The organism is Aeromonas popoffii (assembly GCF_037818705.1).
Lineage (GTDB): Bacteria > Pseudomonadota > Gammaproteobacteria > Enterobacterales > Aeromonadaceae > Aeromonas > Aeromonas popoffii.
Genome location: NZ_CP149129.1, coordinates 1,647,597 through 1,662,296 on the forward strand (window position 1 = coordinate 1,647,597; position 14,700 = coordinate 1,662,296).

Annotated in this window: 13 protein-coding genes and 1 tRNA gene; all 14 read right to left on the minus strand. The window is 61.1% G+C overall.

What is annotated here, in order from left to right; translation table 11 throughout:
- Positions 1–72: 72 nt before the first annotated feature.
- Positions 73–1,920, minus strand: a complete 1,848-nt coding sequence (gene nuoL / locus WJM78_RS07825; protein WP_339014959.1) for an NADH-quinone oxidoreductase subunit L — start codon at positions 1,918–1,920, stop codon at positions 73–75.
- Positions 1,917–2,225 carry an NADH-quinone oxidoreductase subunit NuoK gene (nuoK, locus tag WJM78_RS07830; RefSeq protein ID WP_042034381.1) on the minus strand — a complete coding sequence of 103 codons (309 nt, stop codon included), beginning with the start codon at positions 2,223–2,225 and terminating at the stop codon, positions 1,917–1,919. The genes nuoL and nuoK overlap by 4 nt, the downstream gene beginning before the upstream one ends.
- Entirely contained in the window at positions 2,222–2,785 is a 564-nt protein-coding gene (gene nuoJ, locus WJM78_RS07835; protein WP_339014961.1) for an NADH-quinone oxidoreductase subunit J, read from the minus strand. Before nuoJ ends, nuoK begins: the two co-directional genes overlap by 4 nt.
- A gap of 10 nt (positions 2,786–2,795) precedes the next feature.
- The gene (gene nuoI, locus WJM78_RS07840; RefSeq protein WP_042034378.1) at positions 2,796–3,338 is read right to left on the minus strand and encodes an NADH-quinone oxidoreductase subunit NuoI; all 543 of its coding nucleotides are present in this window, start codon (positions 3,336–3,338) and stop codon (positions 2,796–2,798) included.
- Between the two features lie 128 nt (positions 3,339–3,466).
- The gene (gene nuoH, locus WJM78_RS07845; protein ID WP_339014964.1) at positions 3,467–4,435 is read right to left on the minus strand and encodes an NADH-quinone oxidoreductase subunit NuoH; all 969 of its coding nucleotides are present in this window, start codon (positions 4,433–4,435) and stop codon (positions 3,467–3,469) included.
- Entirely contained in the window at positions 4,432–7,170 is a 2,739-nt protein-coding gene (nuoG, locus tag WJM78_RS07850; RefSeq protein ID WP_339014966.1) for an NADH-quinone oxidoreductase subunit NuoG, read from the minus strand. Before nuoG ends, nuoH begins: the two co-directional genes overlap by 4 nt.
- 133 nt (positions 7,171–7,303) lie before the next feature.
- Complete coding sequence (nuoF, locus tag WJM78_RS07855) at positions 7,304–8,689, minus strand: NADH-quinone oxidoreductase subunit NuoF (protein ID WP_339015795.1); 1,386 nt, start codon at positions 8,687–8,689, stop codon at positions 7,304–7,306.
- 67 nt (positions 8,690–8,756) lie between these two features.
- Positions 8,757–9,299, minus strand: coding sequence for an NADH-quinone oxidoreductase subunit NuoE (gene nuoE / locus WJM78_RS07860; RefSeq protein ID WP_339014968.1), 543 nt, complete (start codon positions 9,297–9,299; stop codon positions 8,757–8,759).
- Positions 9,300–9,361: 62 nt separating this feature from the next.
- Entirely contained in the window at positions 9,362–11,167 is a 1,806-nt protein-coding gene (gene nuoC / locus WJM78_RS07865; RefSeq protein WP_422388440.1) for an NADH-quinone oxidoreductase subunit C/D, read from the minus strand.
- Positions 11,168–11,169: 2 nt separating this feature from the next.
- A complete protein-coding gene (locus tag WJM78_RS07870; protein WP_042034369.1) occupies positions 11,170–11,844 on the minus strand; it encodes a NuoB/complex I 20 kDa subunit family protein in 675 nt (224 codons plus the stop codon).
- Between the two features lie 29 nt (positions 11,845–11,873).
- Complete coding sequence (locus tag WJM78_RS07875) at positions 11,874–12,278, minus strand: NADH-quinone oxidoreductase subunit A (RefSeq protein ID WP_042034368.1); 405 nt, start codon at positions 12,276–12,278, stop codon at positions 11,874–11,876.
- A gap of 314 nt (positions 12,279–12,592) precedes the next feature.
- The gene (locus WJM78_RS07880) at positions 12,593–13,471 is read right to left on the minus strand and encodes a flagellar motor protein MotB (protein ID WP_042034367.1); all 879 of its coding nucleotides are present in this window, start codon (positions 13,469–13,471) and stop codon (positions 12,593–12,595) included.
- Positions 13,446–14,204, minus strand: a complete 759-nt coding sequence (locus tag WJM78_RS07885; protein WP_212512688.1) for a flagellar motor protein — start codon at positions 14,202–14,204, stop codon at positions 13,446–13,448. The genes WJM78_RS07880 and WJM78_RS07885 overlap by 26 nt, the downstream gene beginning before the upstream one ends.
- A 323-nt stretch (positions 14,205–14,527) precedes the next feature.
- A tRNA-Ser gene (locus WJM78_RS07890) sits at positions 14,528–14,615 on the minus strand.
- Positions 14,616–14,700 lie beyond the last annotated feature (85 nt).

Sequence of the window (14,700 nt, forward strand, 5' to 3'; positions counted from 1 at the left end):
AGCTCTCGTCTATGTTCTAGTCACTGTGCAGGCCCGTGGGCTTGCTGCGAGTTCAGGGGCTGCATCACGGGATCAGCCGAGCAGCAGCAGGGCCAGGATCAGGACGGTGCCCATCCCCATGGAGGCTGCATACCAGCGCAACTTGCCGGAAACGGTCCAGGCCAACAGCTGGTGGCCACGCAGGGCCAGCCAGGCCGGCAGATTCATCATCCAGTCCAGCGGATCCTTGCCAAGCAGGCGGGTGCTGAGCAGGTAGGGTTTGACCCACAGCTGATGGTACAACCAGTCAAAGCCCCAGGCATTGAACCAGAGGGTGCTGAGCAGCCGGCCAGGCGCGCTGTTCGCCACGCTGGTGGCCAGCCGACGCTCACCCAGGAACAGGAAGGCGGCCAGGGCGATGCCCGCGATGGCGACGATGCCGGAGGTGATCTCCAGCGTGTGACGACCCGCCTCTATGTGATCTCCCGGCCCAGCCGGCAGCACCCCCGCCAGCGGCGGTACTATCAGGGCCCCGATCCCGGTGGAGAGCACCAGCAGCACCAGCAGTGGCAGCTGGTGGGCCAGACCGTGGCCGGCGTGGGCCTGCGTCTGCACCTTGCCGTGGAAGGCGATGAAGATGAGGCGGAAGGTGTAGAGGGAGGTCAGGAAGGCCCCCACCAAGCCCGCCCACAACAGGGTGGTCTGGCCGGATGCCTGCACCTGCCACAGGATGGCGTCTTTACTGTAGAAACCGGCGGTCACCAGCGGCAATGCAGCCAGCGCCGAGCCCCCCACCAGGAAGCAGGCATAGACCAGCGGCAAGCTTTTGCGCAGGCCCCCCATCTTGAAGATGTTCTGCTCGTGGTGACAGGCAACGATGACGGCACCTGCGGAGAGGAACAAGAGCGCCTTGAAGAAGGCGTGGGTCATCAGATGGAAAATGGCCCCTTCCCAGGCACCGACCCCGAGGGCCAGAAACATGTAACCAATCTGGCTCATGGTGGAGTAGGCGAGGATCCGCTTGATGTCGGTCTGCACCAGGGCCGCAAAACCCGCCAGCACCAGGGTAATGGCACCGACCAGCGCCACCAGATGCAGGATCTCGGGGGCCAGCAGGAAGAGGCCGTGGGTGCGGGCAATCAGGTAGACACCGGCTGTCACCATGGTGGCGGCGTGGATGAGGGCCGAGACCGGGGTCGGGCCCGCCATGGCATCCGCCAGCCAGGTTTGGAGCGGCAGCTGGGCAGATTTGCCGACCGCACCGCCCAGCAACATCAGGCAGGCCAGGGAGAGGGCAGGGGAGCCCTCGGCAAACATGACAGGGGCGCGCACCAGCAGCTCGTGGATGTTGAGGGTGCCCAGCTCCCGGTAAAGGATGAACAGGCCGATGGCGAGGAAGACGTCGCCGACCCGGGTCACCACGAACGCCTTGAGGGCGGCAGCCCCGTTGGCCGGGTTGCGGTAGTAGAAGCCGATCAACAGGTAGCTGCACAGCCCCACCCCTTCCCAGCCGAGGTAAACGAACAGCAGGTCATCGGCCAGCACCAGAAACACCATGCTGGCGATGAAGAGGTTGGTATAGGTAAAGAAGCGGGAATAGCCCTCTTCCCCGCGCATGTACCAGGAGGCGAACAGGTGGATGAAGAAGCCCACCCCGGTCACCACCCCCAGCATGGTCAGCGACAGGCCGTCCAGCGCCAGGCGGAAGGTGGGATTGAAGCTGCCCACCGACATCCATTGCCACAGGGTCTGGGTGTAGACACCACCGACCGGCATGGTATTGAGAAAATCGATGCCGACCCACAGGGTGGTGAGGGCCGACAACCCTATGCTGCCGACGCCGATGAGCGCCGAGCTGCGCTCGCCGAAACGGCCGAGGGAGAAGGCCAGCACCAGCCATCCCAGCAGCGGAAATAGAAAAGTCAGGTATAAGAGGCTCATCCGCGCATCTCGCTCACAGTGTCCACGTTGAGGGTGTGGTAACGACGATAGAGCAGCAGTAGTAAAGCGAGGCCGATACTGGCCTCCGCTGCCGCCAGAGAAATCACCAAGATGTACATGATCTGGCCATCGGCCTGGGCCCAGCGGCTGCCTGCTACCACGAACGCCAGCGCGGACGCATTCATCATGATCTCGATACTCATGAGGATAAACAGCAAGTTACGGCGGATCAGCAGACCGCACAAACCGATGCAAAACAGCACGGCGGCCAGCAGCAGACCGTGTTCCATGGGGATGCCACTCATGACTGACCTCCTTCTTGAGATGGACTTGGTGCTGGGCGCCCGGCCGTTTTGGGAACGGAAAGCACTTCCCCGCTCTTGTCTTCACGGCCCAGGTGGTAGGCGGTCACCAGACCCGCCAGCAGCAGGATGGAGGCGAGCTCCACCGCCAGCACGTAAGGGCCGAACAGGGCGATGCCGACCTCTTTCGCGCTGACGTCGGTCAGGCCAAGCTGTCCCCCTGTCACGCCGAGAATGCCGTAGACCAGAAAGCCCAGCAGGATGAGAGAGAGCAGGCCGGGACCCACCCAGGTGGTGGGGGTGAGCCAGTTCTTCTCCTGATCCTGGGATGACCCCAGGTTCAGCATCATCACCACGAACACGAACAGCACCATGATGGCGCCCGCGTAGACGATCACCTGCAGGGCCCCCGCGAAGGAGGCACCCAGGCAGAAGAAGATAATGGCCACGGCGATGAGCGAAATAATGAGATTGAGCAGCGCATGCATGGGATTGCTGGTGCTGATCACCCGCAGCGTGCTGTAAACGGCGACCAGGGCCGCGGCATAAAATGCCAGTTCCATGATTGACTCCTCAGGGCAGCAGGCTCTTGACATCGATAGGTTTGGCTTCGTGCTCGGCATCCCCTTTCGGCTTGCCGTCGATGGCCATCCCGCTCATGCGATAGAAGTTGTAATCCGGGTATTTGCCGGGCCCGCTGATCAGCAGATCTTCCTTCTCGTACACCAAATCCTGGCGGCGGTATTCACCCATCTCGAAATCCGGCGTTAGCTGGATGGCGGTGGTGGGGCAGGCCTCTTCGCACAGGCCGCAGAAGATGCAGCGGGAGAAGTTGATGCGAAAGAACTCCGGATACCAGCGACCATCGTCCCGCTCTGCTTTCTGCAGCGAGATGCAGCCGACCGGGCAGGCCACGGCGCAGAGGTTGCAGGCCACGCAGCGTTCGTCGCCGTCCGGGTCGCGGGTCAGCACGATGCGCCCGCGAAAACGAGGGGCGGCATAGACAGTCTCTTCCGGGTAGCTCAGGGTTTCGCGAGGGCGCCAGGCATGGGAAAACACCATGCCCAGACTGCGAAGCTGGGTACCGATACCCTTGATTATGCTAACAATTTTCATAGTCGTGCCTCACTGCACATTCATCAGCACCACAGCCCCAGTGTCTTGCATCCCGGGTGGGGAGCAAGGCGCGAGGCAAGCAGACGTTCCAGCCAAACGGCATCACAATAGTCATATCTATTCCGGCCTCACTGCGCGCTCATCAGCACCACGGCACCCGTGATCAGCATGTTGATCAGGGTCAGCGGCAGGCAGACTTTCCAGCCAAAGGACATCACCTGGTCAAAGCGCGGACGGGGCAGAGAGGCCCGCAGCAGGATGAAGAACACCATGAAGCAGGCGGTCTTCAGTGCAAACCAGATGAAGGGTGGCAACCAGGGGCCATGCCAGCCACCGAAGAACAGGGTCACGATGAGGGAGGAGATCAGCACGATGCCGATGTACTCGCCCACGAAGAAGAGACCCCATTTCATGCCCGCATACTCGATGTGATAGCCATCGGCGAGCTCCTGCTCGGCCTCCGGCTGGTCAAACGGGTGGCGGTGGGTGACGGCGACACCGGCAAACAGGAAGGTAATGAAGCCCAGGAACTGGGGTATCACGTTCCACAAGCCCTCCTGTGCCTCGACTATGTCTCTCAGGTTGAAGCTGCCGGTCTGGATCACTATCCCCATCAGGGAGAGCCCCAGGAACACCTCATAGGAGAGGGTCTGGGCCGAGGCGCGCAGGCTGCCGAGCAAGGAGTATTTGTTGTTGCTCGACCAGCCGGCGAACAGCACCGCATAGACTGCCAGTCCCGCGATGGCCAGGATGTAGAGCAGACCCACGTTGAGATCCGCCACGCCCCAGGTGGGGGTGATGGGCACCACGGCAAACGCCAGAATAAAGGCGGTGAAGGCGATGATGGGGGCCAGGATGAAGATCCGGCGATCCGCGAACGGTGGGATCCAGTCCTCCTTGAAAAACATCTTGACCATGTCAGCCGCCAACTGCAGCAGGCCGAACGGGCCCACCCGGTTGGGGCCGTAGCGATCCTGCCACAGCGCCAGCAGGCGACGTTCGATGAAGCTCATGAAGGCGCCAGCCCCCACTATCCCCACCAGCACGATCAGCGCTTTGCCGACTTCAATCAGCAGCGCCATCAGGGAATCACTCATGCGATCGCCTCCTGCAGGTTGTTGATGTAGACCTGTTGCAGCGCGGTTGGCAGGCCGTTGACGCCGAGCGGCAGACCCAGCAGGCCCTGTGCCAGGGCATCGCTCAGCCGCAGCTTGAGGCGCCAGTGGCTGCCACCCCAGGAGAAGCTCACCTGGTGGCCCGCGTTGAGGGCAAGGCGGTGGGCATCGGCCGGGTTCAGCACCAGTTCGGGCTCATTCATGCGGGCCTGGATGACGGGGCTGCGAGCGGAGAGCTCCTCGCCGCCAAACAGCTGGTCATAGTTGACCACCTGCAGGGCTTCCTGAGCCACGAAGGGGGCAGGTATGGCATCAAACCAGCCGAGGGTATCTTCACCCGGCTCCAGCAGACGGCGACCGGGATCGCCAGCGCGCAGATGACCACCGACTTCATCCTGGAACTTGTTCCAGGCGGAGGGGGAGTTCCAGCCCGGTGCCCAGGCAAAGGGCACTTGCGGCATGTTCTGGCGGGCACCGGCATAGCCTTCCATGGAGAAGTTGAAGGGGGAGTCGGGATCCTGCGCCACCCGCGGCTCGCTGACGTTCTGATCCGCCAGCATGGAGGTGCGACCGCTGTAGCGGTGCGGCTCACGGGCCAGCCGCATGCCACGGATGCGCAAGCCCGCGTTGGGCGCCGCTTCCAACATGGTGGCCAGCAGCGGATGGCTGGCAGCGCAAGCGTGGCTGATCTGGTCGAATGTCTGCCAGCGCAGCGGCGTGTGCTCGAGCGCCCCTTGCAGCGCGGCCAGCCAGCGCCACCCTTCCCGGATCTGGATGTCGGCGTGATAGAAGGCCGGTGCATAGACCTGGAAGTAGCGCTGGGCACGCCCCTCCATATTGACGAGGGTGCCATCGGCCTCGGCAAAGCTGGCGGCAGGCAGTACCAGATCGGCCTTCTGGGCTGTCTGGGTATCCTGATGTTCGACCACCAGCAGGTGTTGCAGGCGGGCGATGGCCGCATCGACCCGATTGCGCGGAGCGCGGCGATAGAGATCGTTCTCCAGGGTCACCAGCGCCAGGTTATCCCGGGCTTCGATGCGCTCAAGGGCCGCTTCCAGCGATTTGCCTGACGACCTGCCTGCATCCAGCATGGCCAGCCCCAGACTGTTGGCCTCTTGCGCCACCAGTGCCAGGCTGACGTCCTGACCACGGCCCTTGAGGGCGCGGGCTATGTTGCTGGCAGCATCGATCAGTGCCGGGGTGCGAGCCCCCGAACCTGCGATGATGAGCGGTTTTTTGGCATTGCCCAGCAGGTCGGCCCAGCGCGCGGCTTGCGCCTGCTGCTCTTGGCCGAGATCGGACAGGGCCGGCGCCGAGCTGTCGAGCAGATGGGCGATGGCAAAGCCGAGGCGGGCTTGATCCGCGTGGGGGGCGTGCAGTTTTTCTGCCGCCACGTCGTCGAGGCGGGTGCTGTCCAGGCTGGTGATGAGCAGCGGGTAGCGCGCATTCTGGCCCAGGGTCTGCACCGCGGCGACCTGCCACACGTCCACCTTCATCTTGCGGGCGATGTCGCGCGCCTTGCCCTTGACCGATTGGCGCAGGGCCAGGGCGATGCGGGCGGCGCTCATGGTGACATCTTCACCCAGCAGCAAAATGGCGTCGGCCTCTTCCATGTCCCGCAGGCTCGGGGTACGGATACCGCCGTGTTGCAGTATGTGCAGCATCTTTTGCAGGCACTCCCATTCGCTCTGCTCGACGCCGCAATAGAAGTTGTCGGTACCAACCAGCTCGCGCAGGGCGAAGTTGCTCTCCAGCGATGCGCGGGGAGAGCCGATGCCGATGACGCCGGCGGCGGTGCGCAGGGCATCGGCGGCGCGGTTCAGGGCGCCGTCCACCGTGATGGTCAGCTTGTCGTTGCCGTCACGCAGAAATGGTTGACGCGGGCGATCTGCCAGATTGACGTAGCCATAGCCAAAGCGGCCCCGATCGCACAGGAAGTAGTGGTTAAGGCCACCGTGGAAGCGGTTCTCGATGCGGCGCAGCTCGCCGTAGCGCTCGCCCGGGCTGATGTTGCAACCGACCGAGCACTGCTGGCAGATGCTGGGGGCAAACTGCATGTCCCACTTGCGGTTGTAACGCTCGGAGTGGGTCTTGTCGGTGAAGACGCCGGTGGGGCAGACCTCCACCAGGTTACCGGAAAATGCACTCTCCAGAGTGCCATCTTCGACCCGGCCGAAATAGACGTTGTCGTGAGCGCCATAGACACCCAGATCCTCGCCGCCAGCGTAATCCTTGTAATAACGCACACAGCGATAACAGGCGATGCAGCGATTCATCTCGTGATTGATGAAGGGGCCCAGTTCCTGATTCTGGTGGGTACGCTTGGTGAAGCGGTAGCGACGGCTGTTGTGGCCTGTCATCACCGTCATGTCCTGCAGGTGGCAGGCGCCACCCTCTTCACAGACCGGGCAGTCGTGGGGGTGGTTGGTCATTTGCCACTCCACCACGCACTTGCGAAACTCTTTCGCCTCTTCATCTTCGATGGAGATATAGGTGCCATCGGTAGAGGGGGTCATGCAGGACATGACCAGGCGGCCGCGCTTGTCGTCGGCATTCTGATACTGCTTGACCGCACACTGGCGGCAGGCGCCGACGCTACCCAGCGCCGGATGCCAGCAAAAATAGGGGACGTCCAAGCCTAAGGAGAGACAGGCTTGCAGCAGGTTGTCTGCCCCGTCTACCTCGTACTCTTTACCGTCTACAAAAATGGTGGCCATACAACTTCCCTGACATCAATTAGATAAAACGCACAGATTGGATCAGCCGGCAGGCGTAATCAGACAATGGCGTCATCAAACATTTGTGAACCCTGGTTTGCACCGGTTTTGCATGAGACTGCCGCTCCTCGTCTTACCAGCGTTCACCCAGCAGATTGGGCTGGATCCCTTTGAACAGCGTGTGATTATCCTGCGGCCCCTTGATCCCGGCCTCGAATTCGGCGCGGAAATACTTGAGGGCGCTGCCAAGCGGCTCGACGGCGCCGGGGGCGTGGGCACAGAAGGTCTTGCCGGGCCCCAGGAAGTTGCACAGTTGCTCCAGGGTTGCCAGATCCCCAGGTTGACCCTGGCCCCGCTCCAGCGCCCGCAGCAGCTTGACGCTCCAGGGCAGGCCGTCGCGACAGGGGGTGCACCAGCCACAGGATTCGCGGGCGAAGAACTCTTCCATGTTGCGCAAGAGCCCCACCATGTTGATGCTGTCATCCACCGCCATGGCGAGGCCGGTGCCCATGCGGGTGCCGACCTTGCCGATGCCGCCGGCATACATCTGGGCATCCAGGTGCTCGGGCAGCAGGAAGCCGGTACCGGCTCCGCCCGGTTGCCACGCCTTGAGGCGGTAGCCGGGTTTCATGCCACCGGCGTAGTGCTCGAACAGTTCACGGGCCGTGATGCCAAAGGGCAGCTCCCAGACCCCGGGGTTGTTCACCTTGCCGGAAAAACCCATCAGCTTGGTGCCGTGATCTTCCGAGCCCGGCAGCGCTAATCCCTGATACCAGGCCACGCCGTTGCCGATAATGGCGGGTACGTTGCACAGGGTCTCGACGTTGTTGACGCAGGTAGGCTTGCCCCAGACGCCGGAAACCGCGGGGAAGGGAGGCTTGGCGCGCGGGTTGGCGCGGCGTCCCTCCAGGGAGTTGATGAGTGCCGTCTCCTCGCCGCAGATGTAACGACCCGCGCCCGTGTGGACGAACAGCTCGAAGTCAACACCCGAGCCGAGAATGTTCTTGCCGAGCAGGCCGGCGGCCTTGGCCTCTTCTACGGCCCGGCGCAGGTTGATGGCGGCATCCACGTACTCGCCACGCAGGAAGATGTAGCCGCGATAGGCCTTGAGAGCCTTGGCGGAGATGATCATCCCCTCGATCAGCAGGTGGGGCAGCTGCTCCATCAGCAGCCGATCCTTGTAGGTATTCGGCTCCATCTCGTCGGCGTTGCAGAGCAGGTAACGGATGTTCATGCTCTCGTCTTTGGGCATCAGGCCCCACTTCACGCCGGTGGAGAAGCCTGCGCCACCGCGGCCCTTGAGGCCGGCATCCTTGACGGTGCCGACAATCTCATCCGGGCTCATCTGGCCAAGGGCTTTGCGGGCCGCCTCATAGCCCTGCTTGCTCTGGTATTCATCCAGCCAGACCGGCTGGCCGTCGTCACGTAGCCGCCAGGTGAGCGGATGGGTTTCGGGGGCGCGTGCGATCAGGTTGGCCGTGCCGATGGAGGCCAGGGGTGTGGTCGGCCGTGGGCTCATGGACATAGATTGGCCTCCGGGGTCTTGTACCGTTCAAGGCGCATGGGCAGATTGCCCTTGTGAAGACTCATGGGTAGGCCTCCAGTGTCTTGAGCAGGCTGATAGCATCGAGCCCGCCATAGGTGTCGTCGTCGATCATCAGCGCCGGTCCCTTGTCACAGTTGCCGAGGCAGCAGACGGGCAGCAGGGTGAAGCGGCCGTCGGCGCTGGTCTGGCCGGGGGCCAAGTCCATCACTTCCTTGAGGCCGGCCAGCAGCTCTTCGTGGCCGTTGATGTAACAGACCATGCTGTCACAGACCCGGATGATGTGGCGCCCGACCGGCTGGCGGAAGATCTGGCTGTAGAAAGTGGCAACCCCTTCCATGTCGCTGGCGGGAATGCCGAGTTCGGCAGCGATGGCATGGATGGCACCGTCCGGTACCCAACCGCGAGCCTGCTGCACTATTTTGAGTGCTTCTATGCTGGCGGCGCGGGGATCTTCGTAGTGGTGTATCTCATGCCCGATGGCATCGCGTTCGGCCTGGCTCAGGACGAAGCCGTCCCCCTTGCCCTGGCACGCACTCTGCCCCTGCGGGGTCTGATTGTTTTGGCACTGACATTGCTGGCTCATGGCTTAACCTTTTGTGGCTTGTCCTTTTTGTCGCGTAACGGTTGTTTAGTAACAGCGGTTACTCAACGATCCACATCCGACATAACGAAATCGATACTGCCCAGGTAGGCGATGAGATCCGACACCATGCTGCCTTTGATCACCGAGGGGATCTGTTGCAGGTGAGCAAAGCTCGGGGTGCGGATCCGGGTCCGGTAGCTCATGGTGGAGCCATCGCTGGTCAGGTAATAACTGTTGATCCCCTTGGTCGCCTCTATCATCTGGAAGGATTCGGCGGCCGGCATTACCGGGCCCCAGGACACTTGCAGGAAGTGGGTGATCAGGGTCTCGATGTCTTGCAGGGTGCGATCTTTCGGCGGTGGTGTGGTGAGAGGGTGATCTGCCTTGAATGGCCCCGCCGGCATGTTCTTCACACACTGATCTATGATACGCAGGCTCTGGCGCATCTCTTCGAGGCGTATCATGCCACGGTCGTAAACATCGCCATTGGCACCGACTGGCACCTCGAATTCGAACTGATCGTAGCCCGAATAAGGGCGCCATTTGCGCACGTCGAAGTTGAGGCCGGTGGCGCGCAGACCGCCCCCTGTGACGCCCCACGCCAATGCCTGCTCTGTGGTGTAGGAGGCGACGCCTATAGTGCGGCCGCGCAAGATGCTGTTGCGCATTGCAGCCTTCTCGTAATCCATCAGCCGCTTGGGCAGCCAGTCCAGCAGGTTCTCCTGGATGAGACGAGCCCAGCCCACCGGCAGATCGTGCGCCACGCCGCCAATACGGAACCAGGCCGGGTGCATGCGCGCGCCCGTGATGGCTTCGATGATGGTGTAGATCTTCTGGCGATCGGTGAAGGTGAAGAAGACGGGGGTCATGGCACCCACGTCCTGGATATAGGTACCGAGGAACAGCAGGTGGCTCTGGATACGGAACATCTCCGCCAGCATCACCCGGATCACGTCGACCCGGTGGGGCACCTTGATACCCGCCAGCTTCTCGACCGCCAGCACATAGGGCAGGTTGTTCATGACGCCACCCAGGTACTCGACCCGGTCGGTATAGGGGATGTAACTGTGCCAGGACTGGCGCTCCCCCATCTTTTCGGCCCCACGGTGGTGATAGCCGATGTCTGGCACGCAGTCGCGGATCTCCTCACCATCGAGCTGCAGCACCAGCCGGAAGGCGCCGTGAGCGGAGGGGTGGTTCGGGCCGAGGTTCAAGAACATGTAGTCCTCGTTCTCGTTGCCCCGGTTCATGCCCCACTCTTCGGGTTTGAACAGCAGGTTATCCTGCTCCTGATCCTGTTTGACCGTATCGAGCATGAAGGGATCGAATTCGGTGGCGCGCGCCGGATAGTCCTTGCGCAGCGGGTGTCCTTGCCAGCTTTTGGGCATCATGATGCGGGTCAAATGGGGGTGACCATCGAAGTGAATGCCCATCAGATCCCACACTTCCCGTTCGTACCAGTTGGCGTTGGGGAAGTGGCGGCTGACGGTTGGCAGGCTCAGATCGCTCTCTTTGAGCGGCACCTTCAGCATCAGATCGGCGTTACGGTCGATGGAGATGAGGTGATAGAAGATGGTGAAGTCGCTCTCGGGCAGGCCGTCGCGATGGCTGCGCATCCGCTCGTCGGTGGCGCTGAGATCAAACAGCATGACGAACGGGGAGGGGAGCTTGCGCAAGAAGCCCATCACGTCCAGCAGCAGCTCGCGGGAGAGCCAGAGCACAGGCACGCCGGTGCGGGTGGTCTGAACTGTGAAGCGCTCGGCGCCGAAGTGGGCAAACAGCTCGCCGACCACCTGGGCATCCTGGTGATCGCCCGGTTGCCACTGGGCCATGGTGTAGTTACTGGGGAATTCTCGGGTCAGTTTCATGATCAGATCTCATCCGGCGTGCGCAGGTTGGTTACGTTGATCCGCTCGCCGCGCTTGCGTTCCTTCTCGGCCTGCATCTGGGGACGGTAGATCCCCTGATCGCCCACCACCCAGGAGAGGGGCCGGCGCTCCTTGCCGATGGAGTCTTGCAGCAACATCAGGGCTTGCAGGAATGCCTCGGGACGGGGCGGGCAGCCAGGAATGTAGACGTCGACCGGCAGGAACTTGTCCACGCCCTGTACCACGGAGTAGATGTCATACATACCGCCCGAGTTGGCACAGGCGCCCATGGAAATGACCCACTTGGGTTCGAGCAGCTGCTCGTAGAGGCGCTGAATGACTGGCGCCATCTTGATGAAGGGCGTCCCTGCTATCACCATGAAATCGGCCTGACGCGGCGAGGCACGGATGACTTCCGCCCCGAAGCGAGCTACGTCATGGGGAGAGGTGAAGGCGGTACACATCTCCACGTAGCAGCAGGAGATGCCGAAGTTGTAGGGCCAGAGGGAATTCTTGCGACCCCAGTTGACGGTGTCTTGCAACACCTCCTCGAGACGCCCCATCATGATGCCGCGTTCAGCCTGTTGCGCCAGCGGATCATCGACGGTCTGGCGTTGTTCCTGGGGGTAGCGCTCAACTGGCGCATCCGGGTCAATCCGGGTCAGGGTGTACTTCATGGTGCAACCTCAAAGGGAATATCGGTCATTCAGTCTGGCTTCTTGTCAGTCAGAGCGCGTTTCTTTGGTGCCCAGTCGAGGGCGCCGATGCGCCACAGGTAGATAAGACCTACCAGCAGCAGAGTGATAAAGATGGTGGCTTCGATAAAGCCGACCCAGCCACTCTCCCGAACGGAGACGGACCAGGCGAACAGATAGAGGGCCTCGACGTCGAAGATGACGAAGAACATGGCGACCAGGTAGAACTTGGCGGAGAAACGCAGACGGGCATTGCCAACCGAATCTATGCCCGACTCGAAGGGCTTGTTTTTGGCTCGGCCGTAGGCTCGGCCTCCCAGCAAGGCGGCCAGACCTATCATGATCAGACACAGGCAAATGGCTGCAACGACATAGATAGCAAAAGCCCAATGCTGGACAGCGATATCAGCAAACATATAGGTTTTCCCTAACCGAATTAATCATGTGACTTAACAATGGTGTTACGCATTATGCCACTTCCATACTGATTTACATGTCATTTCAAAGGATTAATTATTAATCATCGGGAGGAAAATCGTATTTTGCTAGCAATGTCAATTTTCTCATTTGAGAATCATTTTCAACGGCGAGAATAGACCCGGAAAAGGGCGCTCAGCAGAGTTTGCCTAGGCGCTGCCTGCAGAGGAGAGCAGGGGATACGGGTCGGATGACAGGAGCAAGTCAGGCAGGGTGAGGTGCAAAGAAAACCCCGCAGGGCGGGGTGTGTTGATCATGGTTTGAGGATGGGGAGCGCCTCTTCTGCGGCCTTGCCCTGAGAGAGGGTGATCTCGACCCGGCGGTTGGCCTGTCTATGCTCCGGCGTGTCGTTAGCATAACGTGGCTGGGCATCGGCCACCCCCTGAGCGATGACCCTGGTTGCATCCAGCTTGGGGTTGGTGAGCAGGGTATGGACGATGGAGGCCGAGCGCAGCACCGATAGCTCCCAGTTGCTGCGATAGAGCTCTATCGGCGCCTGTGAGTTGTCTGTGTGGCCGGTCACCACCACCTTGCCCGGGATGTCTGCCAGTATGCCGGAGATCTTGTTGACCAGCGGGATGAACTGGGGCTGCAGGAAGGCCGAATCGGCCGGAAACAGCGCCTTCTCGCCGATGCGGATCACCAGCTGGCTGCCAAGCTGCTCCACCTCCAGATCCTTGGATTCAATCTGTGCCTTGAGCTGCTGCTCGAGCTTCTTCTTGGTGACCTGTACCCACTCCTGTTCCTTGGTCTTGTGCGGCCATGCCTCGGTGGCACTCGGCTTCTCAGAGGCCCCTATGGTTTCGTTGAAGGGATCTGCCGCTGCGGTCGGTGCCTCTTTTTCCAGCACAGTCTCTTTATCCGGACTGCTGGGGGTCGTCCTGGATTCGGGCTCCAGGATCCCGGTGCCGCCCTGCATCACAGGAGAGCCTGCCGGTGGAGAGATGAGGCCGATTTTACCCAGCGACTCGATGAAGCCCTGGATCAGCACCCGGGTCTCGGACTGTTTGGCCATGGCAAAGGAGTAGAGCACCACGAACAGGGCGAACAGCAGGGTCATGAAATCGGCATAGGAAACCAGCCAGCGTTCGTGGTTTTCCGGCGCTTCAGGCTTTTTCTTTTTGGCCACCATGGCCTCCCAGATAAGGTTCGAGGGTAACTTGTAACCGGGCTTGCGACTCGCCATCCACGATGCAGAGGATACCGGTCAAGGTCATCTCCTTGTAGTGGCGGATATCATGGGCAAACCCCTTGTAGCGGTTACCGAAGGGAAGAAAGATCAGGTTGGCGGCACCCACCCCGTAGATGGTGGCGATGAAGGCCACCGCGATGGCCCCCCCCAGCTTGTCAGGGGCATCGAGCAGGCCCATGGCGTGGATCAGGCCAAATACCGCACCCACTATCCCCATTGTCGGGCTGTAGCCGCCCATGGCCTCATAGAATTTGACGGTCTGCTCGAGATCCTCATGCTCGAACTCGATCTCGTTTTCCAATACCTCGTGGATCTTGGTTTTCTCGTAGCCATCGACCATCATCTGCACCCCTTTTTTCAGGAAGGGATCCTTGATATCGTCGATCATGCCCTCCAGAGCCAGCATGCCGCTGCGTCTGGCGTTGCCGGCCAGGGTCTCCAGCAACTGTGCCTGTTCCAGCATGTCGAGCTTGGGGGGGGAGAGTAGCCACTTGAAGCGCTTGAAGGTTTTACCGACGACGGAGAAGGGAAACTGAGTCAGTGCGGCACCGATCGTACCGCCTATCACTATGAGGAAGGCTGGCAGATCGAGCAGGGCGCTGGGATGGCCCCCCTCTATCATGTTGCCGCCAAGGATGGCGAGCAACGCCAGCATCAAGCCAATCAAGCTCATTTTTGTACGTCCCTGGATATTGATAATGGCTAGTGTAGCTATTTAAGTATCAGTTTTTCAAAATGATATCCAATCGGTGAGCAATAAATCAGAGTCGTGTCCGGCGGGAACATATGTTACAGCGCAGGGCTGAACGCCGCTCTGGGCAGGGTGAGAAACAAGGCATGCTCATACCGAGGTGGGCAAGGACGCCTGATAGGGAGAATGTCACCGCGGGGATGCCGGTGTGTTGCGAGAGGAGGGGGAGAGCATTCGCCGATCGAGAGCAGATGGCGCAGGCCAAAAAGCAAAAAACCCGACCAGTTAGGTCGGGCTTAGCGATTTGGCGGTGAGGGAGGGATTCGAACCCTCGATACGTTGCCGTATACACACTTTCCAGGCGTGCTCCTTCAGCCACTCGGACACCTCACCAAATTTTTGACCAGGGTTTAACGTGTTTGGCCAACACTTCATTCGCCGCGCCGTTGCGCTGGAACGGGGCGTAATTTAGGGGAAA